At 45.0% G+C, this 20,871-nt stretch carries 23 protein-coding genes; 4 read left to right on the top strand and 19 right to left on the bottom strand.

Annotation, left to right across the window (positions count from 1 at the left end; translation table 11 throughout):
• Positions 1–23: 23 nt before the first annotated feature.
• The 3 genes from B6A14_RS04015 to B6A14_RS04005 are packed head-to-tail and all read right to left on the bottom strand — an operon-like array spanning position 24 to position 2,278.
• Complete coding sequence (locus B6A14_RS04015) at positions 24–305, bottom strand: UxaA family hydrolase (RefSeq protein ID WP_087909163.1); 282 nt, start codon at positions 303–305, stop codon at positions 24–26.
• Positions 306–335: 30 nt separating this feature from the next.
• On the bottom strand, positions 336–1,346 hold the full coding sequence (locus B6A14_RS04010) for an Ldh family oxidoreductase (protein WP_087909162.1): 1,011 nt from the start codon (positions 1,344–1,346) through the stop codon (positions 336–338).
• The gene (locus B6A14_RS04005) at positions 1,343–2,278 is read right to left on the bottom strand and encodes a hydroxyacid dehydrogenase (protein ID WP_087909208.1); all 936 of its coding nucleotides are present in this window, start codon (positions 2,276–2,278) and stop codon (positions 1,343–1,345) included. The genes B6A14_RS04010 and B6A14_RS04005 overlap by 4 nt, the downstream gene beginning before the upstream one ends.
• 108 nt (positions 2,279–2,386) lie before the next feature.
• Here B6A14_RS04005 and B6A14_RS04000 point away from each other — a divergent pair, with 108 nt between their 5' ends.
• Positions 2,387–3,376 carry a Bug family tripartite tricarboxylate transporter substrate binding protein gene (locus B6A14_RS04000; RefSeq protein ID WP_087909161.1) on the top strand — a complete coding sequence of 330 codons (990 nt, stop codon included), beginning with the start codon at positions 2,387–2,389 and terminating at the stop codon, positions 3,374–3,376.
• A gap of 67 nt (positions 3,377–3,443) precedes the next feature.
• On the opposite strand, the gene B6A14_RS03995 is transcribed toward B6A14_RS04000, so the two are convergent.
• Genes B6A14_RS03995 through B6A14_RS03965 form a run of 7 tightly spaced genes read right to left on the bottom strand, consistent with a single transcriptional unit; the run spans position 3,444 to position 8,859 of the window.
• The gene (locus B6A14_RS03995) at positions 3,444–4,148 is read right to left on the bottom strand and encodes a sulfite exporter TauE/SafE family protein (RefSeq protein WP_269088042.1); all 705 of its coding nucleotides are present in this window, start codon (positions 4,146–4,148) and stop codon (positions 3,444–3,446) included.
• Between the two features lie 50 nt (positions 4,149–4,198).
• A complete protein-coding gene (locus B6A14_RS03990) occupies positions 4,199–5,920 on the bottom strand; it encodes an L-aspartate oxidase (RefSeq protein ID WP_087909159.1) in 1,722 nt (573 codons plus the stop codon).
• A complete protein-coding gene (locus B6A14_RS03985) occupies positions 5,917–6,528 on the bottom strand; it encodes a fumarate hydratase C-terminal domain-containing protein (RefSeq protein ID WP_087909158.1) in 612 nt (203 codons plus the stop codon). Before B6A14_RS03985 ends, B6A14_RS03990 begins: the two co-directional genes overlap by 4 nt.
• Before the next feature lie 10 nt (positions 6,529–6,538).
• Positions 6,539–7,414: a fumarate hydratase gene (locus tag B6A14_RS03980; RefSeq protein ID WP_087909207.1), complete on the bottom strand. Its 876-nt coding sequence runs from the start codon at positions 7,412–7,414 to the stop codon at positions 6,539–6,541.
• A gap of 10 nt (positions 7,415–7,424) precedes the next feature.
• A complete protein-coding gene (sdhC, locus tag B6A14_RS03975; protein ID WP_236635649.1) occupies positions 7,425–7,787 on the bottom strand; it encodes a succinate dehydrogenase, cytochrome b556 subunit in 363 nt (120 codons plus the stop codon).
• Positions 7,784–8,131, bottom strand: a complete 348-nt coding sequence (locus B6A14_RS03970; protein ID WP_087909157.1) for a succinate dehydrogenase — start codon at positions 8,129–8,131, stop codon at positions 7,784–7,786. Before B6A14_RS03970 ends, sdhC begins: the two co-directional genes overlap by 4 nt.
• Entirely contained in the window at positions 8,128–8,859 is a 732-nt protein-coding gene (locus B6A14_RS03965) for a succinate dehydrogenase/fumarate reductase iron-sulfur subunit (RefSeq protein ID WP_087909156.1), read from the bottom strand. Before B6A14_RS03965 ends, B6A14_RS03970 begins: the two co-directional genes overlap by 4 nt.
• 82 nt (positions 8,860–8,941) lie before the next feature.
• Here B6A14_RS03965 and B6A14_RS03960 point away from each other — a divergent pair, with 82 nt between their 5' ends.
• Positions 8,942–9,835: a LysR family transcriptional regulator gene (locus B6A14_RS03960; protein ID WP_087909155.1), complete on the top strand. Its 894-nt coding sequence runs from the start codon at positions 8,942–8,944 to the stop codon at positions 9,833–9,835.
• Between the two features lie 159 nt (positions 9,836–9,994).
• Here the strand turns inward: B6A14_RS03960 and B6A14_RS03955 are convergent, their stop codons facing one another.
• From B6A14_RS03955 to uvrB, 9 genes are all read right to left on the bottom strand, one after another.
• Positions 9,995–10,432, bottom strand: a complete 438-nt coding sequence (locus tag B6A14_RS03955; RefSeq protein WP_087909154.1) for a cupin domain-containing protein — start codon at positions 10,430–10,432, stop codon at positions 9,995–9,997.
• A gap of 9 nt (positions 10,433–10,441) precedes the next feature.
• Positions 10,442–10,780 carry an ISC system 2Fe-2S type ferredoxin gene (gene fdx, locus B6A14_RS03950; protein WP_087909153.1) on the bottom strand — a complete coding sequence of 113 codons (339 nt, stop codon included), beginning with the start codon at positions 10,778–10,780 and terminating at the stop codon, positions 10,442–10,444.
• Between the two features lie 43 nt (positions 10,781–10,823).
• The gene (gene hscA / locus B6A14_RS03945) at positions 10,824–12,689 is read right to left on the bottom strand and encodes a Fe-S protein assembly chaperone HscA (protein ID WP_087909152.1); all 1,866 of its coding nucleotides are present in this window, start codon (positions 12,687–12,689) and stop codon (positions 10,824–10,826) included.
• Positions 12,690–12,716: 27 nt separating this feature from the next.
• Positions 12,717–13,244 carry a Fe-S protein assembly co-chaperone HscB gene (hscB, locus tag B6A14_RS03940; RefSeq protein ID WP_236635648.1) on the bottom strand — a complete coding sequence of 176 codons (528 nt, stop codon included), beginning with the start codon at positions 13,242–13,244 and terminating at the stop codon, positions 12,717–12,719.
• Positions 13,222–13,545: an iron-sulfur cluster assembly protein IscA gene (gene iscA, locus B6A14_RS03935; RefSeq protein ID WP_012357505.1), complete on the bottom strand. Its 324-nt coding sequence runs from the start codon at positions 13,543–13,545 to the stop codon at positions 13,222–13,224. Before iscA ends, hscB begins: the two co-directional genes overlap by 23 nt.
• Positions 13,546–13,550: 5 nt before the next feature.
• Positions 13,551–13,937 (bottom strand): Fe-S cluster assembly scaffold IscU, encoded by a 387-nt coding sequence (iscU, locus tag B6A14_RS03930; RefSeq protein ID WP_087909150.1) that lies wholly within the window; start codon positions 13,935–13,937, stop codon positions 13,551–13,553.
• 28 nt (positions 13,938–13,965) lie between these two features.
• Complete coding sequence (locus B6A14_RS03925; protein WP_087909149.1) at positions 13,966–15,225, bottom strand: IscS subfamily cysteine desulfurase; 1,260 nt, start codon at positions 15,223–15,225, stop codon at positions 13,966–13,968.
• Between the two features lie 28 nt (positions 15,226–15,253).
• On the bottom strand, positions 15,254–15,823 hold the full coding sequence (locus tag B6A14_RS03920) for a Fe-S cluster assembly transcription factor (protein WP_087909148.1): 570 nt from the start codon (positions 15,821–15,823) through the stop codon (positions 15,254–15,256).
• Between the two features lie 152 nt (positions 15,824–15,975).
• A complete protein-coding gene (gene uvrB / locus B6A14_RS03915; RefSeq protein WP_407947030.1) occupies positions 15,976–18,129 on the bottom strand; it encodes an excinuclease ABC subunit UvrB in 2,154 nt (717 codons plus the stop codon).
• Positions 18,130–18,288: 159 nt separating this feature from the next.
• On the opposite strand from uvrB, the gene B6A14_RS03910 reads away from it, so the two are divergent.
• Together B6A14_RS03910 and B6A14_RS03905 are read left to right on the top strand one after the other, a co-directional pair.
• Positions 18,289–19,488 (top strand): amino acid aminotransferase, encoded by a 1,200-nt coding sequence (locus B6A14_RS03910; protein ID WP_087909147.1) that lies wholly within the window; start codon positions 18,289–18,291, stop codon positions 19,486–19,488.
• 40 nt (positions 19,489–19,528) lie between these two features.
• A complete protein-coding gene (locus B6A14_RS03905; protein ID WP_087909146.1) occupies positions 19,529–20,821 on the top strand; it encodes a polyhydroxyalkanoate depolymerase in 1,293 nt (430 codons plus the stop codon).
• Positions 20,822–20,871 lie beyond the last annotated feature (50 nt).

Genomic DNA, 20,871 nt, shown 5'->3' with positions numbered 1-20,871 from the left:
AACGTAATGAATACAGGTATCGATTACCAACGCTTAGTTTTGACATTTTGAACATGGGTATGCTCGCCCTTTTTGATGGGAGCAACTACCTTGCCGATATCAACACCGTACTTAATAATCGTGTCGCCAGCTTTCATATCCTGTAATGCAATCTTATGTCCAATGGGAATATCGCTTTCAGACTTAATATTGACAGTGCTATCACCATCCATTACCCAACCTATTAAATCAGTGCCAGCCTTCACACCTTCAACCACGACAACGCCAACGACGTCTCCTGGTTCATGCACGACAAAATGAATCATTTGTTTCTCCTTATTAACCTTGTTTGAATGCTAACCATTCCATGACTGACGAATACCAGCCTGAATTTCTTCTACAACCACATCAGAAATATTTGCACCCTCTTTAAAACCTTCCGCCCTTTGCTTAAAGCGTCTTTGTCCTGGAATACGAGTTCCAGTATCGGCCGCCAAAGTTTTTAAAAAATCATGCATTCTATTTACAAAAACTTGGCTTCCAGCAAGGCCTGGATCAATAGTGAGTAACAATTGACCAATACGCGGACGATTTCCTTTAGCATCAAAAAATGAATCGGCCTCATACGAGAATCTACTGCCAGATAAGCCCACAACCAGTAATTCAACAATCAATGCAAGCAATGCCCCCTTGTCACCACCCAAAGGAACCATCAAACCTTTTAAGCCCTCTTGTGGATCGGTTGTAGGCTTTCCATCCGCTGTTAATGCCCAACCTTCAGGAATAGCCTTGCCTTGTTTTGCGGCAACTAATAATTTTCCGCGCGCAACTGCCGACAAAGACATATCAATCACTAATGGGTCACTATTGGCGATTGGAAATGCAGCAGCCAAAGGATTGGTGCCGAACATTGCCTTACTACCGCCAACCATAGGCATGGCAGCTGGAGTATTTCCAAATAATAAGGAGATATAGCCTGCACGTGCGGCAGCCTCTGAAAAATGCCCAGCAACTCCAAAGTGGTGACTATTAGTGACCGCTACAAGCCCTACCCCATTTTTTGAGGCAAGGTTAACTGATAAATCCGTTGCAAAACGAAGAGCAGGAAAAGCCAAGCCATCACAAGCATCAACTAAAGCAGCAGAGGTCTTGTATGGGCGAACTTTAATTTTAGGATCTAACTGAACTCGACCATTTTTTGCATGGCCTGCATATTGAGAAACTCGGGCTAAGCCATGTGAGGCCAAACCATCCAATTCAGCGAGCGCTAAAAATTGAGCGGTTTCAAAGGCAGCTTTATCGCCGATACCCGCAGCCTTCAAGCCGGCCATGGCTAACTGAACCATCTTTTCATAGGATAAGTTCATTTCAAAGCTCCTAAATACCGATTCACTTCATCGGCAATCATTTGGCTAACACGCTCATTACTTTCATGCGTTACACCCGCAATATGCGGTGTCAGAATGAGGTTCTCAATTCCCTCGAAATGGCTTAGATCTTTAGCAGGCTCGGAAGAAAAAACATCGATTGCCGCACCGCCGATACGTCCTGAGCGAAGTCGATCTGCAAGCGCCAACTCATCAACAATCCCACCACGAGCCGTATTAATCAGACAGGCACCCTCTTTCATCTGATCAAGCGTTACCGCATTAAATAAATTCTTGGTTTCGGGTAAAAAAGGAAGGTGTAAGGAGACTGCATTGCTTTCAGAGAGCAATTCAGTCAACCGAAGTAGGGGAACTGAAAAACCATCAAAATCGACAGAATCTCCGGAGAGCATTGGATCGTATGCTATGCATTTCAAGCCAAAAGCATTTGCTTTTTTAGCAACTACCCTGCCAATACTTCCAAAACCAACAATACCTAATGTTTGGCCTAAAAATTCATGGTACCCAGAAAAACGCGGCCGAGGCCAATCCCCTTTAAGAGTTGCAACTGTTGCAGGAATAAAACCGCGGGTTAAAGTAACTGCTGCCCCAATAACATATTCTGCTACTGACTCAGCATTAGCGCCTGTTGCGGGGATAACCTTAATATGACGTTTGGCACAGGCGGGCAACTCAATATTTTCAAGTCCAACCCCTAAGCGACCTACAACCTTTAAGCTTGGTGAAGCAAGCAAGATCTCTTCATTCACCTGAGTGAGATTTCGAACAATGAGTGCGTCAATATTTTGCATTGCAGCAATTAAAGCTTCTCGATTCTTATAAAAATCTGGCTCATAGATCACATTATGCTCAGAGCTTAGGGTTTCTAAGGCTTGACTAGTAATGAACTCGGATATCAAAATAGTAGACATATTCATATCATATAGATGATTTAAATCACTTGCAAGTAAGCCATCTATTTCTAAAGAAATAACCATGCAATAAGATTAAAAAAAATCAATAAAAACTGGAGGAGCAAGATGTTTACAAGAGAATTAGTTGCCACTGTAAGACGTGTACTCATAAGTCTAGGAGTTCTCGCGTGTTTTATCGCTCCATCAATTTCACAGGCACAGAGTTGGCCAGATAAACCTGTCAAATTAATCATTCCTTTTGCCGCTGGTGGCACTACCGATATTCTTGGAAGAATTTTGGCGCAGCAAATGACTACCATTCTCGGTCAAAATGTAATCGTGGAAAATAAAGGTGGTGCAGGCGGCAATATTGGTGCTGAAATAGTTGCCAACTCACCTCCTAATGGCTATACGCTGTTGCTCTCATCTGGCAGCATGCCAACTGTAAATCCATTTTTATATAAAAAGCTTCCTTTAAATTATGCTACTGATCTAACCTACATTACTGCTGTTGCAGGCGGTCCAATGCTGGTATCAGTTAGCCCAAATTTACCGGTAACTAATTTAAAAGAGCTAATTGCATTAGCAAAAACCAAAGATCTAACCTTTGGCTCAGCGGGAATTGGCAGCCAGGTCCATATGGCAGGTGAAAATTTCACATACTCAGCCGGAATTGCTGCAACACATATTCCATACAAAGGCGAGGCTCCGGCCATCAATGACTTAGTCTCCGGTCAAATTGACTTCATGGTTGGAAACTTACCGGCAGCAGCTGGATTTGCTAAAGCAGGAAAAATTAAGCCTTTGGCAATAACAAGCAATAAACGAGTAGTTCAGTTGCCTGATGTTCCAACTGTTTCTGAAGCAGCTATCCCTGGATTTGTGAATGTTGGCTGGTACGCATTAGCCGCACCATCAGGGACTCCGAAGGCTATCATAGATAAAATTTATGCTGCGACTCAAAAAGCGCTTGAATCAGATGCTATGCGTAAGAGTCTAGACATTAATGGCCTCACACCTATCGCCAATACCCCTAAGGAGTTGGATGCGCAAATCAAAAATGAATCCGCAGCTTGGGAAAAAGTGATTAAGGCTCGTAATATTGCCGCCCAATAAGTTTTGCTCAGGAGCCCTTTATTAAATGAGGGCTCCTAACTTTGAACCTAAACCTAGGTAGTGCAATCTAAATTAGCTGACGCATCAGTAATGTAGTTCCTGAAAAAAGTAGTATGGAACCATAAGCTACTCGCATTGCTGAATTGCTTAATCTCGCATGCATATGAGAACCAGCCCATATACCTAAAAAAGTTGCAGGCATCAAACAGATTGCCAATCCAAATACTGGCCAACTTAATAAGAGCCCAGTCGCGACCATAAGACAAAGTCGTAAAAAAGTCAGAATAAAAATAGCAAATGCCATCGTTGACCTCAACGCCCTAGGATCGGCGATCCTAAGTCCAAGATAGGATGCGTATATAGCCCCGCCTGTTGCAAAAAGCGCTGTAAATATTCCCCCAAAAAAACCAAATGGAGCGGCCCACCATCTATTAATTGCTTTATGTAACTCTCGATTTCTTTGCCAAAGTACACGCACACCATTGATTACCGCAAAGACCCCAAGGATAATTAATAAAGGAGCACTCGGGGCTTGAAGCAAAACTAGACCCCCCACAACAATACCTATCAATGTAAAGGGAAATAACCACTTCAATTCTTTCATATCCGCATTACTTGAATTTTTCTTACCTAGATATAAAGAGCCGCAAATATCAATCATGACCATCATCGGCACTACGGACTTTAGTGGGTAAATCTGGACAAGTAAAGGAACTGCAACAATAGATGATCCGAACCCAGATACTCCAAAAATAAAATATGCGCCAAAGATAACTATTGCAGCTAAAAAAAATGGCAGCGGTTCTATGAACTCAAAAATAACTAAGCCTCAACAAGAATAGTTTGGCCAGGCTTAATCATCGTAAATTGCACGGGACGATTTTCAATTTTTAAGTCTTGATGATTGAAATGAACGGCTGTGTAATAAGAGTCTTCAAGAGATCCCGGCTCCGGGAAATCATCGCGATAGTGAGCGCCCCTAGAATTCTCGCGAGCTATAGCCGCCTCAGTGACGGCCTGACTCACCAGAATCAGATTTTGTAAATTCATCCAATCTTGCCAAGTATTGCTGTATTCCCGTTGAATATCGCCCACTCCAATTTGGTTTAACTTGGCAGCCAATTGCTTGAGAGTTTGGCGCGCCCGCAATAAGCCCTGCTGGTTTCTAGAGATGCCGACATCATCCCACATACACTCCGCGAGCTCATCTCGGATTGCCTCAATATCACCAGGCATCTTTTTCAATGGCGCTTCATGCTCTTGAATACTTGCCACTACTTCATCCATATTACATTCGCTCAGCTGCCGTGCAGAAACCCAATGGGCCATTGACTCCCCCGCAATGCCACCAAATACTGTTGAGTTGGCAACACCATTACCACCCAAACGATTGGCGCCATGCACCCCACCAGTGTCTTCGCCTGCTGCAAATAGACCAGGAAGATCAGTGCTGCAATCTTTCTTAAAAACTAGACCACCCATCATGTAATGGGCTGTTGGTACAACCTCTACCAAATCTTTGGTCAGATCAAAACCACTATCGGCACAACGCTCAACCATACCCTTAAATAGTTTTCGTACATTCTCTGGACCTAAATGGCTCATTTGGATATACACACCACCATTGGGGGTTGCACGTCCAGCGCGGATTTCTGAGTTGATCGATCTGGAAACAATATCCCGAGTAGCACGTTCGTTGCGTGGATCATAGTTGCCCATAAAGCGATCTTGATTGCCATTCAGTAAATAGCCACCAGCTCCACGCAAGCCTTCCTCTATGACTGTCCCCGTCATGCGAGTTCCTGGGCCAGCTAATAAGCCCGTAGGATGAAATTGCACCATCTCCATATCCCGCAAAATGAGTCCAGCACGCAAGGCCATTGCTAAACCATCGCAACTCTTATCGCCCGATGGTGTATGGTATTTGTACATTGTTGGTCCACCGCCTGTGGCTAATAAGACAGCTTTGGCGCGCACCAACACAAATTGGCCAGTCTGCATATTAAGCATCAAGACGCCTGCAAGTGATTTACCATCCGAACTATGAATCAATTCAATTGCGCGATGCTCTTCAAGGCGATTGATGCCTCTGGCCCATACTTGCTCTGCTAAGCGATTAATAATCTCAATGCCGGTTAAGTCACCCTTATGGACAGTACGATCAAATGTTTGACCGGCAAATGCCTTTTGATGAACCGTGCCATCCGGATTGCGATCAAAAAAACAACCGAGTTCATTTTCTAGCTCATGAATTCGCTCAACTGCTTTACTGACTAGTGTCCACGCAAGCTCTTGGTCAGAGAGCCATTTACCGCCCTCGATCGTGTCCATAAAATGGCGCTCTACGGAATCTCCTTCTGCCAAAGCGACGTTGTAACCACCCTGCACCATTCGCGTACAACCACATTTACCTAATAAACCTTTGACAGCAATCGTGATATTTAGGTTAGGGTTTGCTTGATGAGCATGTAAGGCAGCAAAGAGACCAGCACCGCCTGAACCCAGAATCAAAATATCCGTATCGATTGTTGGAATAGTGCTCATGAAATAATTCCAAGGCTTTTAAGTACCGCTTCTTTTTTGCTAGCAACATCACTCTTTACTTCCTGATAGATGCTGCCACCATGACTATCCATTGCAACCAGCAATGGGCCAAAGTCTTTAATTTTGAAACGCCATAAAGACTCTGGATTGAGATCATCCATATCAACATCTTCAATCTGCTCGATCCAAGTTGTTTCTAGGGCAGCAGTGCCGCCAATGATGGCCAAATAAACACCCCCCAAATCTGTGAAGGCCTCTGCTGAACCCTCACGCATACCCCCTTTACCCACAATCATGCGAACACCATTCTCAGCCATCAAAGGGCGCGTAAAACGCTCCATACGATCTGAAGTGGTTGTACCAATGCAAATAGGCTCATATCCTGCAGGAAACTCCGAACTCACCGGCACTCTACGAACGTTCGGAGCGGTATGGATGACTGCATGACCGCTCAAATCGAAACGCGTTTTACGTCCATGATCAAACATATGAATTTGAGTAGCATCGCGAATACCAAATAATGTGTTTTGCAAAGTCACGGTATCGTTGATACGAAGCTTGCGAATATCCGCTTCGCTCACTGGTGTTGCAAGGTTGTAGTGTGCCATCGTCGTTTTCCTAAAATCCGTAGGTAACGCCAGCAGGCGTAAAAGTTGCACGTGCTCTGCGTGCTGAATGGCACTGCATATTAACAGCCACGGGATTCAATGTAATGTGCGTATGAGCCAGTTCAACCTGCACTGCAAATGCAGTTCCATCACCACCTAGACCTTGTGGACCAATTCCGAGTTGATTTACAGCAGTGCTGAGCTCCTTCTCCAGCTTAGCCCCTTCTTCATCGCTACACACCCTACCTAACTCACGAGTTGCCGCGCGCTTTGCCATGGCCACACATTGATCAGAGGTGCCCCCGATCCCAACACCGACAATGGTTGGTGGGCATGTCTTACCTCCAGCAGAGACAACACTCTCAATCACAAATGCCTTGACACCATTAATGCCATCTGCAGGTATTGCCATTTTTAAAAAGGAATTATTTTCCGAACCACTTCCCTTTGGCACCATTTCAATTTCAACTGATTCTGCTTTATCAAAAAAATCAATGTGAATTGCTGGCATATCAATACCGCAAGAGGTATGATTATTTTTGCGAGTAATGGGATGCACTACCGAGGATCTGAGCGGATATTCTTTAGTGGCACGCTCACAGCCTTTACGAATAGCCGCCTTTAATGCCATGCCATCAAATTGCACATTACTACCAATCTTCACGTTATAGATCGGTAGGCCTGTATCTTGGCAGAGGAGATTATCTTCACGCTCTGCTACTGAGATATTAGTGATCATTGTCTTTAGAACCACCTGGGCACGTGCATCTGTCTCAGCTTTGTCCAATCTATCAATGCCAGCCTTAATGTCATCAGGTAAAACCTTCAAGGCTCGAATGTAGAGCTCTTTACAGGCTTCTTCGACTAAATCTATTTGTAATTGCATATCAGCCTCATCAATTAGCAAAATATAAAAATAGGAGTCCGCAAGCGATCGCGAACAAAATAGAGAACTGAATCCAGCCCTTACGCAAACCCTTCCATGGCCCAAACTCAATCATGAGTAAACGTACTCCTCCAGCCAGATGAATGGCTAGCAAGATGACCAATACCCATTCACCAAACTTAAATACCCAAAAATCCGTTAGCTTCAAAGAAGCGTCAAACCCTTGAACACCCCGCAAGGATTGAGAAAGCATTAAAAAATGCAAGGGAATAAAACAAGCCAGCAGCAAACCAGAGATACGATGGCATACATACGCAAAATAAGATAAGTGACTCTTGGCCCGGTAATCTAAGTGAGGTCTTGAACTCATCATGCACCCCCCGTATAAATACCAATGACAGCCGTTGTTCCTAGGGTAAGAATGCAAATCGCAAGAGCCCAAGAAACAGGTTTTGCTAACCCGCTATTAGGAAAGGTCTCCTGCAATATATTGGCAAGACCAATTGGCGCATGGACAAAACATGCAAGGACAAACACTTCATAAAAAATGGCAAATAGAACATTGCCTTGAGTACGACCTAGTATCTCCTGAGCGCTTAAGCCACCTCTAATGGCATAAAAAATAATTAGGAGGTGTATCGCTACGCAGATACCCAGAATCATTGCGCTAATTCTTTGGGCATACCAAAGTTTTGCCTGTAAAACGCCCTGGCTCATAACTTGCCCCACTTACCGCCACGCACTGCAGCTCTTGCCACCAGCTTCTTCAGTCCAGCAATACTTGCAGTTGGCTCGATAGCCTTGGGGCAATGCTCAGTACAAGATCCTTGTGTATGGCATGCGTGGCAACCGGCATCACCAGCCACTGCACTCATGCGCTCTAACTGCTGAACATCCCTCACATCATTCGTTAAGGTCCATGCACGGTTTAGTGCTGCAGGTCCAAGATAATTTGGCCTAGATTCAACTACCTCACAAGAGGCATAACAAACACCGCAACCGATGCACTCAATTCCAGCATTGGCTAATTGGCGCTCTTTAGAACTTGGCTCTACCTTTGCAAAATCGTCAAGACGTGTTTTGTCTCCTTTAAAGAATCCAACCGCCCCTTTCCACTTATTAAAAAACTCTCGCATATCCGTTGCGAGATCTTTAATGACAGGTAAGTTATTTAGAGGGGCAATTTCTAATGAATCTCCCTCAAGAATTTTTGAGACGTGAGTTCGGCAAGTCCAACGAGCCACACCATTGACAGTCATCGCGCATGAGCCACACATGCCAACCCTACAAGCAAAGCGATAGCTCAAGGTGGGGTCCAGCTTTCTTTGGATATAAGTAACCACATCCAAAACTGTTTGATTGGGGTTGCGTGGCACCAAGTACTCAACAAACTCCCCCTCTTGGGAGCCGCGCCATACCCTTACTTTTAGATCAACATTAGACATTTCCACATTATATTGATAGATAGTAAAAAATAAATCGAATTAATTTTTCTTTGAGATAAAGAAATTATTTATAATAAAACTCATGTCTAGTATCAAAACTCTCAAAAACTTCTTGGCGATAACCCGTCATAAAAGTGTTGCAGCTGCTGCTCGAGAAATTGGACTTACCGCGGCTGCAGCAGGCCAGCAAATACAACAACTAGAAAAAGAAATAGGGCTAGAGCTATTTGATCGAACCAAACGCTCTCTTACCTTAAATACTCACGGCAGATCTTTGATTGAGCCTATCCAAGAAATTGTGGCTCGTTATGAGGCTCTTCGCTCAAACATGCAATCTAATCTCAGCGGAACCATTGTCTTGGGTGCTTTGGTTTCTTCATTAATGGGCGCATTTGGAAAAACTCTAAATGAGATCAAACATAACTATCCAGAGTTAGAAATCAAATTAATAGCAGGCTTATCCAGTAACTTCTTGGATCAGCTTCTTGAAGGCACTCTTGATGCAGCAATTGTTACTGAGTCACCTTATACCCTGCCTCAAAGCCTGCAATGGACCGAGCTCTACAAGGAGCCCATGATTTTGATTTATCCAAATACAATATCTAGCAGAAAAAAAGATCTTAAAAATATCGCCCCTAATCTGCCATTTATTCGCTTTGAGAGAAATACCTGGACAGGTCATCTTGTTGACCAAACAATTAAGTCCAACAAGCTATCCATTCAAGATGGCATGGAATTAAATTCCGTAGAAGCCATCATTGAACTCGTGAGACAAGGGCTTGGCTATTCTATCGTTCCGCAATTGGCTAATATTTCATGGTCTAACGATCGACAGCTCACAATTCAGCAACTTCCAGGAAAAACTATCTATAGGAAAGTTGGTCTTCTTGAGCGCAAAAAACACACACGTCAAAACGTCACCCAAGTTATCAAACAACACTTTTTATTAGGCACATCAAAAAAACTGAAGCCCTAAAGAAAAAGCCACCCCGAAGGATGGCTTGAAAGAGATTTTGGAGGTACTACTTAAAGAACAAAATACAAATTCATATTAGTCCTCTAGAAACGCTGGGTTTGCAGCTTTTGCATGTTTGCAGGCGTAAATGCATTAAGTTGGTGCATATATCCCTCATATTTAGGGCTGGGGCTTCCTAATTGCCAATGGCAAGTCCTTAGTGGTTGCATAGAAAACCACTAATTCCACAGGTACAGAGCCTTGATTCATGCCGTGATGCCACTTTTCAACCATCTCGATAACAACCTCGCCTTTTTTAAAGGTGCGCTGGATGCCGCCCTCTTGAAAAACGGTAAGCTCACCATCCATGACATAAGCAACGTTAATAGCGGGATGCTGATGAATAGGCAATGCAGTTTGTGGCGGAATAGTAAATCTCAACACAGCAACTTCAGGGGTGCTTGATAAGTAGTTTGGTAAAGGGCTACCGGTCCAATCATTCCCACTACGAATCACCAAGTTAGTCACGACCCCAGAGTGATTATCATCTGCGTGAGCTGGAACTAGCGATGCCATCACTAATCCAAAGAAGATGAGTGAGCACCCGACTAATCTCATGATGAAATCTTAGTGATTTTCTTTAGCATGGTTAATTGAGTACTTTGGTATCTCAATCACGAGATCCTGTTTTGCAACAATGGCCTGACAAGATAAACGCGACTGGGGATTGAGCCCCCAAGCACGATCGAGCATATCTTCTTCGTTCTCATCTGGTGAGTTCAGACTCTGAAAGCCCTCTTTAACGATGACATGGCAAGTTGTGCAAGCACAGACCATATCACAAGCATGCTCAATTGGAATGTCATTCTCTAATAGCGCTTCACAAATCGATGTGCCTGGCGCTACTTCAACAACGGCACCTTCTGGACAATACTCACTATGAGGTAAAACAACGATTTGAGTCATGATTCTTTTCTATTTATAGGATATTGATTATGTATTTATTATTTCAGATCTCAGCAACATTCTTACCAGACAATGCTTTCTGAATACTGGCATTCATACGCATTTGTGCAAACTCATCGGTAGCCTTAGCAGCATGATCAACTGCCTTACGTAAAATCGCACTTTCATTTTCTTCGTTCAAAATCTTTTGCAGAGTTGCCATCTCTTGGTCAATCACAATCTGCTCTTCTTTGTTCAGTAATGCACGGTCGGCATCAAGCGCTGTTTGCACTGCATCTAATAAACGCTGTGCATTCACTTGTTCTTCACGTAATGACCTTGCTAAGAGATCCTCTTTTGCAGAGGCAAAGCCATCTTGCAACATACGCGTAATTTCAGAATCCGTTAGGCCATAAGAAGGCTTGATATCGATTGAAGCTTGGACGCCAGAGCCTTGCTCCATTGCGCTGACAGACAATAGGCCATCCGCATCCACCTGGAAAGTCACCCGTATACGTGCTGCACCCGCAGCCATTGCCGGGATACTACGCAATTCAAACTTACCTAATGAGCGACAGTCTTGGGCAAGCTCGCGCTCACCCTGTACAACTTGAATTGCTAATGCAGTTTGACCATCTTTAAAGGTAGTGAAATCTTGGGCTCTAGCTACTGGAATTGGTGTATTACGTGGAATAATTTTTTCTACCAGACCACCCATAGTTTCAACACCAAGGGAAAGTGGAATGACATCTAATAAGAGCCATTCATCGTCTTTGCTTTGATTGCCCGCTAGCAAGTCAGCTTGCATGGCGGCACCAAGCGCAACTACTTGATCAGGATTGAGATTGTTGAGTGGTTGCGTTCCAAATAACTCGCCGACGGCACGTTGCACATTCGGCATACGAGTGGAGCCTCCCACCATCACTACGCCTTTTACATCCTCAGCTTTCAAGCCTGCATCACGTAAAGCTTTTTTACAGGCCGTTAAAGTCTTCACAACGAGGTTCTGGGTAATTTCAAAGTACTGCGCCTGACTCACGCCAACATTGACTACCGTACCATCTGCCAAAGTCTCATGAACGCGAGCTAAAGGGTTATGACTCAACAATTCTTTTGCATGCTTACACGCCTGTAAAAGAGTGCGATGATCATGAATAGAGAGCGGAGGTAGTTTTGCCTGCTCGATGACCCAGCAATATAAGCGGTGATCAAAGTCATCACCACCCAAAGCTGAATCACCACCAGTCGAAAGAACTTCAAAGACCCCTCTACTCATTCGCAGAATAGAGATATCAAAGGTACCGCCGCCCAAGTCATAAACAGCGTAGACACCTTCAGAGGCATTATCCAAGCCATATGCAATGGCAGCAGCAGTAGGCTCGTTGAGCAATCTCAGTACTTCAATGCCCGCCAACTTAGCCGCATCCTTAGTAGCTTGTCGTTGAGCGTCATCAAAATAAGCAGGCACCGTAATTACCGCACCAACAATGTCATCAGAGACAGAGTCTTCGGCTAACTGACGCAAACGCGCCAGAATTTCGGCTGAGACTTCAATAGGACTTTTATCTCCAGCAACTGTTCTCAGTTTGAGCATGCCGGGCTGGTCGACAAAGTCATACGGAGCACTTTCAATATGCTCTATATCTAATAAACCACGGCCCATAAAACGCTTTACAGAAACAATGGTGTTCTTTGGATCAAGCACAATACTCTCAAGCGCCTCAAAGCCAGCTTGCGTTCTACCATTTGGCAGGTATCGCACAACTGAAGGGAGTAACTCTCTGCCTTGGGCATCAGGCAATACTTTAGGCAAGGCATCACGTACGATCGCCACGAGTGAATTTGTAGTGCCTAAATCAATACCGACGGCAATCCGGCGCTGATGGGGCGCTAGCGATTTACCAGGTTCGGAGATTTGTAATAAAGCCATAAGGGTTAAATTTTAATTCGACGCAGCCTAGGCCAAAGCCGCAATAGCGTCATCAAGCTCAACAGCGAACTTATCAATAAACAGGAGGCCCCTGAGAAGCTCAGCAGCACGTTGGTAATTTTTGGCACCATCAATCGCTTGTGCGATTTCAGAGAGGGTTTCTTGCTTAGAAGATTGGACCTCATCCATGAGTTCCTCTAGGGCTTGCAAATCTTCGGCCTGCTCATCGAGATTCTCTCGCCACTCCATCTGTTTCATCAGAAAGGCAGCTGGCATTGCAGTATTCGTTTCAAGTTTGGCATCTACACCATTCAGTTGACAGATATAGAGACCACGTTGCACTGGGTTCTTGAGAGTTTGAAAAGCAGTATTTGCCAAGGTAGCCATTTGCATTGCTAAGCGTTGCTCTGAATCGCTGCCGCGCGCATGTCGGTCAGGATGAACTTCTTTCTGAATTGCAAGATAAGCCTGATCCAAGGCAGGCAAATCGATTGTGAATTGCTGAGTTAGACCAAAGAAGCGAAAGTAATCGTCAGACGCGGAAAGATTCGCCACAACCACACTCATCTTTTACGTTAGGATTTTGAAACTTAAAGCCTTCATTCAAACCCTCACGTACAAAGTCTAGCTCTGTCCCATCCAAATACGCCAAGCTCTTTGGATCAACAAATACTTTGATGCCATTAGACTCAAATACTTGGTCTTCAGCGGCTGGCTCATCGACATACTCCAATTGATAAGCCAAGCCAGAGCAACCTGTAGTGCGCACACCCAAACGCAAACCACACCCCTTACCGCGCTTTTCTAAATTGCGGTTAACGTGTGCAGCTGCTTTGTCGGTTAAGGTAATTGCCATAGTTTTTATTTAGCCGGATGCTTTTCTTTGTAATCAGCAACCGCTGCCTTAATAGCGTCTTCAGCCAAGATAGAACAGTGAATCTTCACGGGTGGCAAAGCCAACTCTTCAGCAATCAAAGAGTTCTTGATCTCTAAAGCCTGATCCAAGGTCTTGCCCTTAACCCACTCGGTTACCAGCGAGGAAGAAGCAATGGCTGAGCCACAGCCATATGTCTTGAACTTAGCATCTTCAATCACGCCTTGATCATTTACGCGGATTTGTAATTTCATGACGTCGCCGCAAGCCGGGGCGCCAACCATGCCGGTACCTACGGTTTCGTCGCCCTTCTCAAAAGAGCCTACGTTACGGGGGTTCTCATAATGGTCGATTACTTTTTCACTATATGCCATGGTATTTCCTCTTTAATCCTTCAAATTCTTAATGTGCTGCCCACTGAATCGTACTTAAGTCGATTCCGTCTTTAAACATTTCCCACAATGGTGAGAGTTCGCGTAACTTCGCAATCTTTTCTTTCACCAGCTTGATTGTGAAATCCACTTCCTCTTCAGTCGTAAAGCGACCGAGGGTAAAACGAATTGAGCTATGGGCTAGTTCATCATTACGACCTAAGGCCCGTAATACATAAGAAGGCTCTAATGACGCTGATGTACATGCGGAACCAGATGAGATTGCCAAATCTTTCAGGGCCATCAACATTGATTCACCCTCAACATAGTTAAAACTAATATTGAGGTTATGGGGCACACGATCATCCATGTCACCATTCACATAAACTTCTTCAATATCTTTCAAGCCTGCCAAGAGACGGTCACGTAACGCACGAATACGCTTGTTTTCTTCAACCATCTCGATGCGAGCAATGCGGAATGCCTCGCCCATGCCGACAATTTGATGAACCGCTAGGGTTCCAGAACGCATGCCGCGCTCATGACCACCGCCATGAATCTGAGCCTCAATCCGAATACGAGGCTTGCGACGCACAAACAATGCGCCAATCCCTTTTGGACCATAAGTCTTGTGAGCAGAAAAACTCATTAGGTCGACCTTAGTCTTCTCTAAATCGATTTCTACCTTGCCTGTAGCTTGGGCAGCATCCACATGCAAAATCACACCGCGGGAACGGCATAACTCACCGATAGCTGGAATATCTTGCACTACACCGATTTCATTATTGACATACATCACTGATGCCAAAATCGTGCCTGGCTTCATTGCTGTTTCTAGCTGCGCGAAGTCAATTAAGCCATTCGGCAAAACATCTAAGTAAGTTACCTCATAGCCTTCACGCTCAAGCTCGCGACAGGTATCTAAAGTAGCCTTGTGCTCGGTCTTAACAGTAATGATGTGATTGCCACGATCTTTATAGAAGTGCGCTGCACCCTTCAATGCCAAATTAATACTTTCAGTAGCACCACTGGTAAACACAATCTCTCTTGGATCTGCATGAACGAGTTGCGCCACTTCTGAACGCGCCCATTCAACCGCCTCTTCAGCAGCCCAGCCATAAGCATGACTACGTGATGCCGCATTGCCAAACTGCTCACGCAAGTAAGGCAACATTTTGTCGACTACACGTGGATCAATCGGCGTTGTAGCTGAGTAGTCCATATACACTGGGAAGTGCTCAGGGCTAAACATCGGAACCGGCTGAATTGGAAGGTCTTTTGGTGCGTTCATGATTGACTTATTTTGATGAATTACTTTTTTAACTTTGGCGCGCCAAATTAAATACAGAATTAATTAATGGGGCTTTAGGAGCAACTTCTTTTTTCGCAGCAAGTGCTGGCGCTGTTTTTTCAGCCTTAGCACTTTCAACTTTGATTTTCTTTTGACGCATGTCTTGAATAACAACGCCACGTCCTTCTTGTTGCTGAACTAGATTAAGCAAACTCACTGAGCTGAGATACTCAACCATCTTCAGATTCAGATTGCTCCAAAGATCATGAGTCATACAGTGGCCATGCTCATCTTCATCACTATGGCAGTTACCTTTGCCACCGCACTGAGTCGCATCTAAGGGCTCATCAACAGCAACAATAATGTCGGCAACACTAATTTCATGAGCCTTACGCGCGAGTGTGTACCCGCCGCCTGGCCCACGAGTGCTCTCAACAATGTTGAAGCGACGTAATTTGCCGAACAATTGCTCTAAATAGGAAAGGGAGATTTTTTGTCTTTGGCTAATTCCAGCCAAAGTTACAGGGCCATGCGCTTCGCGCAGGGCTAAATCGATCATTGCGGTTACTGCAAAACGGCCTTTAGTTGTAAGTCTCATATGTCACCTTGGTAATGGATTGTTATGGACAGCTCATGGTCGGCAGGGTAATACCCGACCATTCCACTCAACTTTACCATATTCCCTATCAAATCGCTCGGGAATTATCCCAAAAAACCTCAAGGCAAGTCAGGAATTAGCTGATGGGGTCTTTAAACAGAATCTCGGGACCTTGCCCCAAAGGCCATTTCTTTGACTTTTGTTAAGCGATCCCGTGTGCTGGCAGCCTTCTCAAACTCCAGATTTTTGGCTTCGGCATTCATTTGCTTCTCTAGACGCTTAATTTCACCAGCCAGGTCTTTCTCGCTCATATCCTCATAGCGAGCCCGCTCCTGCTCCACCTGCATCTCCTGGCGCTTCTCTTTAACGTCATAGACGCCATCAATGATGTCCTTAATGCGCTTTTGAACCCCTTTTGGCTCAATACCATGCAGTTTATTAAAGGCAATTTGCTTGGTACGGCGTCTTTCCGTCTCCCCCATGGCGCGTTTCATGGAATCAGTCACCCGATCGGCATACAAAATAGCCTTACCTCGGACATTTCGTGCTGCGCGTCCGATGGTCTGAATCAAGCTGCGCTCAGAACGCAAGAAACCCTCCTTATCGGCATCCAAAATTGCCACCAAAGAAACTTCTGGAATATCCAAGCCTTCGCGCAATAAATTGATGCCCACCAAGACATCGAAGACGCCCAAACGAAGATCACGCAAAATTTCTACGCGCTCTACCGTATCAATATCGGAGTGCACATAACGCACCTTCACACCATTATCAGAAAGATAGTCTGTTAATTGCTCTGCCATACGCTTAGTCAGAACTGTCACTAAAACACGCTCGCCCACTTTGACGCGCTCATAAATCTGACTCAGTAAATCATCAACCTGCGTACTTGCAGGTAATACTTCAATTTCTGGATCAACTAATCCAGTAGGTCTTGCGACTTGCTCAACTACTTGACCTTGATGAGTATTTTCATAGTCAGCTGGTGTAGCGGAAACAAAAATGGTTTGACGCATCTTCGTTTCAAACTCAATAAATTTGAGCGGGCGATTATCCATTGCTGAAGGCAAACGGAAACCAAATTCAACTAAGGTATGTTTGCGTGATTTATCACCGTTGTACATGGCATTGAGCTGTCCAATGAGAACGTGGCTCTCATCCAAGAACATCAGGGCATCATTTGGCAGGTAGTCGACCAAAGTCGGCGGGGCCTCGCCTGGAGCAGCCCCCGAGAGGTGGCGGGAGTAGTTCTCAATGCCCTTACAGAAACCCAATTCGTTGAGCATCTCTAAATCAAAACGGGTGCGCTGTTCTAAGCGTTGCGCCTCAACCAGTTTTCCATCTTTGACAAACTCATCTAAACGAGTGCGTAACTCTGTCTTAATGGTTTCAATTGCCTTGAGAACAGTGTCTCGTGGAGTGACGTAGTGCGAACTTGGGTAAACAGTAAAGCGTGGAATCTTTTGGCGAATCTTGCCAGTGAGCGGATCAAAAAATTGCAAGCTCTCAACCACATCATCAAATAATTCAACGCGCACTGCTAACTCATTATGCTCAGCGGGGAAAATATCAATGGTATCTCCACGCACTCGAAATACACCACGCTTGAAATCAGTTTCATTACGATCGTATTGCATGGCGATCAGTCGCATCAAAATATCGCGCTGACTCATCTTGTCGCCTGGGCGCAGAGTCATCACCATGCTGTGATAGTCGCCAGGGTTACCGATACCGTAAATTGCAGACACCGTTGCAACGATGATCACATCGCGACGCTCTAACAAACTTTTCGTTGCAGATAAACGCATCTGTTCGATATGTTCATTAATCGAGGAGTCTTTTTCAATAAAGAGGTCGCGCTGAGGAACATAGGCTTCAGGCTGGTAATAGTCGTAGTAGCTAACGAAGTACTCCACGGCATTTTTGGGGAAAAACTCCCTAAATTCGCTGTAAAGCTGAGCAGCCAGAGTCTTATTTGGGGCAAAAATAATTGCCGGACGACCTGTTCTGGCAATCACATTGGCCATGGTGAAGGTCTTTCCAGACCCCGTGACCCCCAAGAGGGTTTGAAAGGTCAATCCGTCCTCAATACCCTCTACCAAGGCATCAATCGCCTGTGGCTGGTCTCCAGCAGGGGTAAATGGCTGATAAAGCTGGTAGGGAGAGTCCGGAAAACTGACAAATTTAGCCGGATCTAGGTCGTGGCCCGCCTCGCCCAATGGATCGGCAATAGGCTTTTTGAGATCTTCTTTAACTGCAGAATTCGTGGCAGTTTTGGGGGACTTAGGGGGCATCTCGGCTATCATTTCATCTGTGAGTTTTCTTCACAGCGAATTTTGTACAAACAATGATTTTGCCGTTTTTATTTAGAAATAGTTGATTCTGGCCCCCAAAACCGACAATTAAGCTTAATTTAACGTCATTAAATAGTAAAAATACCTCTAAACCACCTTTTCCGACCTCAAATGACCCTGTTTGCCTCAGTCCAGCTAGCCCCTAAAGATCCTATTTTTGGCCTCACAGAAGCCTACGTTGCAGACCAACGTCCCGACAAAGTAAACCTCGGTGTTGGCGTCTATTACACAGACGAAGGCAAGGTACCTTTATTGAAGGCAGTGATTAAAGCTGAAGAGGCAGTAGTTGCAAAGCAATCACCTCGTAGCTACATCCCGATTGAAGGTCCGAATCCCTATAACAGCGCAGTACAAAACTTATTGTTTGGAGCAGACTCTGCGCTGATTAAAGATGGCCGCGTTGTAACGGCCGAATGTTTAGGTGGTACGGGCGCATTGCGCGTTGGTGCTGACTTCATTAAACGCCTCAACTTAAATGCACCTTGCGCCATTAGTAATCCAACCTGGGAAAACCATCGCGGTATTTTTGAATCTGCTGGTTTTGAGGTAGTCGAATACGCCTACTTCGATGGCAAGACCCGCGGTGTCGATTTTGATGGCATGGTGAAGTCTCTGGAATCTTTCCCGAAGAATACAACCGTTCTTTTGCATGCTTGCTGTCATAACCCAACTGGCGCAGATATTACTGAAGCTCAGTGGCGTCAAGTCATTGATATCTGTAAGAACAAAGGGTTAATTCCGTTCTTGGATATGGCCTACCAAGGCTTTGCATCTGGGATTGAGCAGGACGGCATCGCCGTTCGACTTTTTGCTCAGTCTGGTATGTCCTTCTTCGTGTCCAGCTCTTTCTCTAAATCATTTTCACTGTATGGTGAGCGTGTAGGTGCTTTGTCGATAGTGACCCAAAGTAAAGATGAATCCACTCGCGTACTCTCGCAATTAAAGCGCGTCATCCGCACTAATTACTCCAATCCCCCAACTCATGGTGCTGCAATTGCTGCTGCTGTTTTGAACTCTGCAGAATTGCGCAAGCTCTGGGAAGATGAGTTGGCAGAAATGCGTGATCGTATTAAAGCAATGCGTCATGGTCTCGTTGAAAAACTCGCTGCTGCTGGTGTAAAGCAAGACTTTGCTTTTATTGAGCAGCAACGTGGAATGTTTTCTTACTCAGGCCTAACAGCTGAGCAAGTTGAACGCTTACAGAAGGAAGATGGCATTTACGCACTTTCTACTGGACGTATTTGTGTCGCGGCTCTCAATACCAAAAATATTGATAAAGTGGCCAAAGCAATCGCCCGCGTATTGGCCTAAAAAGCACAATAGGCGGCTATCAAGAATTACAGGAGGTAATATGCTGTATCAGTTACACGAGTTCCAAAAGGCCTTACTTCAACCCATGAGCTCATGGGCACGCGCTGCATCTGAGGCTTTTATCAATGCCTCCAATCCAGCCTCTAAGGTTCCAGGATCTGAGCGTTTAGCTGCCAGCTATGAACTTCTTTACCGCTTAGGTAAGAACTATAAAAAACCAGAATTTGGTATTCGCGCTGTTAATGCACATGGTCAGGAAGTGGCGATCCATGAAAGAACCATCGTTGCAAAACCTTTTTGCAATCTGGTTCGCTTCAAGCGTTTCTCAGATGATGTAGAAACCATCAAGCACCTCAAAGATGATCCTGTCGTGCTAATAGTTGCCCCTATGTCTGGGCACCACGCTACTCTGTTACGCGATACCGTACGCACTCTGTTGCAAGATCATAAGGTTTACATTACCGATTGGATTGATGCACGTAATGTTCCTGTTGAAGATGGTGACTTTGGTCTTGACGACTATGTTCACTACATTCAAGAATTTATCCGCGTCATTGGTGCTCAAGATTTGAACGTTATTTCTGTTTGCCAACCAACTGTTCCAACCTTGGGTGCCATCTCATTGATGGCATCTGCCGGTGAGGTTACTCCGGCCTCCATGATCATGATGGGTGGTCCAATTGATGCACGTAAGTCACCGACGGCAGTCAATAACTTAGCCGAGCAAAAATCACATGAGTGGTTTGAGAGTCATGTGATTTATAAGGTACCGCCAAACTATCCTGGAGCTGGTCGTCGTGTATATCCAGGCTTCCTGCAGCACACTGGCTTTATTGCCATGAACCCACAAAACCATTTGCAATCTCATTGGGACTACTTCCAAAACCTAGTTCGTGGCGACGAAGAGGATGCAGAGGGGCACATTCGTTTCTATGATGAGTACAACGCTGTTCTGGACTTAGATGCCAAGTTCTATCTCGATACCATCAAAACTGTTTTCCAAGACCACGCTTTACCAAATGGCACCTGGCAAGTGGCTGGCGATCTTGTTAAACCACATGACATTAAACATACTGCTCTACTAACCGTAGAGGGTGAGCTTGATGATATTTCTGGAAGTGGTCAAACCCGTTCGGCTCACGGCTTGTGCACTGGCATCCCGAAAGAACATAAAGATCACTACGAAGTTGCTGGCGCAGGCCACTATGGCATCTTTGCCGGTCGTCGTTGGCGCGATAAGGTTTATCCAAAGATCAAAAACTTTATCCGCGATCACCAAGGTGTACACAAAAAAAGTAAGGCAAGACCTCCTAAACTAGAAGGCTCTAACTAGGCATCAATGGGTGGGGGCTGAGGCCCTCACTTTTTTAGCTAATATCCAGC

Source organism: Polynucleobacter hirudinilacicola (assembly GCF_002192535.1).
Taxonomy (GTDB): Bacteria; Pseudomonadota; Gammaproteobacteria; order Burkholderiales; family Burkholderiaceae; genus Polynucleobacter; species Polynucleobacter hirudinilacicola.
The sequence above is the reverse complement of the archived record's forward strand: the minus strand, read 5'-3'. Positions and strand labels throughout refer to the sequence as shown.

Bases quoted from the DNA above. Each gene is read 5' to 3' on its own strand.
- B6A14_RS04015 (WP_087909163.1), bottom strand. From the start codon at position 305: ATGATTCATTTTGTCGTGCATGAACCAGGAGACGTCGTTGGCGTTGTC.
- B6A14_RS04010 (WP_087909162.1), bottom strand. From the start codon at position 1,346: ATGAACTTATCCTATGAAAAGATGGTTCAGTTAGCCATGGCCGGCTTG.
- B6A14_RS04005 (WP_087909208.1), bottom strand. From the start codon at position 2,278: ATGTCTACTATTTTGATATCCGAGTTCATTACTAGTCAAGCCTTAGAA.
- B6A14_RS04000 (WP_087909161.1), top strand. From the start codon at position 2,387: ATGTTTACAAGAGAATTAGTTGCCACTGTAAGACGTGTACTCATAAGT.
- B6A14_RS03990 (WP_087909159.1), bottom strand. From the start codon at position 5,920: ATGAGCACTATTCCAACAATCGATACGGATATTTTGATTCTGGGTTCA.
- B6A14_RS03985 (WP_087909158.1), bottom strand. From the start codon at position 6,528: ATGGCACACTACAACCTTGCAACACCAGTGAGCGAAGCGGATATTCGC.
- B6A14_RS03980 (WP_087909207.1), bottom strand. From the start codon at position 7,414: ATGCAATTACAAATAGATTTAGTCGAAGAAGCCTGTAAAGAGCTCTAC.
- sdhC (WP_236635649.1), bottom strand. From the start codon at position 7,787: ATGATGAGTTCAAGACCTCACTTAGATTACCGGGCCAAGAGTCACTTA.
- B6A14_RS03970 (WP_087909157.1), bottom strand. From the start codon at position 8,131: ATGAGCCAGGGCGTTTTACAGGCAAAACTTTGGTATGCCCAAAGAATT.
- B6A14_RS03965 (WP_087909156.1), bottom strand. From the start codon at position 8,859: ATGTCTAATGTTGATCTAAAAGTAAGGGTATGGCGCGGCTCCCAAGAG.
- B6A14_RS03960 (WP_087909155.1), top strand. From the start codon at position 8,942: ATGTCTAGTATCAAAACTCTCAAAAACTTCTTGGCGATAACCCGTCAT.
- B6A14_RS03955 (WP_087909154.1), bottom strand. From the start codon at position 10,432: ATGAGATTAGTCGGGTGCTCACTCATCTTCTTTGGATTAGTGATGGCA.
- fdx (WP_087909153.1), bottom strand. From the start codon at position 10,780: ATGACTCAAATCGTTGTTTTACCTCATAGTGAGTATTGTCCAGAAGGT.
- hscA (WP_087909152.1), bottom strand. From the start codon at position 12,689: ATGGCTTTATTACAAATCTCCGAACCTGGTAAATCGCTAGCGCCCCAT.
- iscA (WP_012357505.1), bottom strand. From the start codon at position 13,545: ATGGCAATTACCTTAACCGACAAAGCAGCTGCACACGTTAACCGCAAT.
- iscU (WP_087909150.1), bottom strand. From the start codon at position 13,937: ATGGCATATAGTGAAAAAGTAATCGACCATTATGAGAACCCCCGTAAC.
- B6A14_RS03925 (WP_087909149.1), bottom strand. From the start codon at position 15,225: ATGAACGCACCAAAAGACCTTCCAATTCAGCCGGTTCCGATGTTTAGC.
- B6A14_RS03920 (WP_087909148.1), bottom strand. From the start codon at position 15,823: ATGAGACTTACAACTAAAGGCCGTTTTGCAGTAACCGCAATGATCGAT.
- uvrB (WP_407947030.1), bottom strand. From the start codon at position 18,129: ATGATAGCCGAGATGCCCCCTAAGTCCCCCAAAACTGCCACGAATTCT.
- B6A14_RS03910 (WP_087909147.1), top strand. From the start codon at position 18,289: ATGACCCTGTTTGCCTCAGTCCAGCTAGCCCCTAAAGATCCTATTTTT.
- B6A14_RS03905 (WP_087909146.1), top strand. From the start codon at position 19,529: ATGCTGTATCAGTTACACGAGTTCCAAAAGGCCTTACTTCAACCCATG.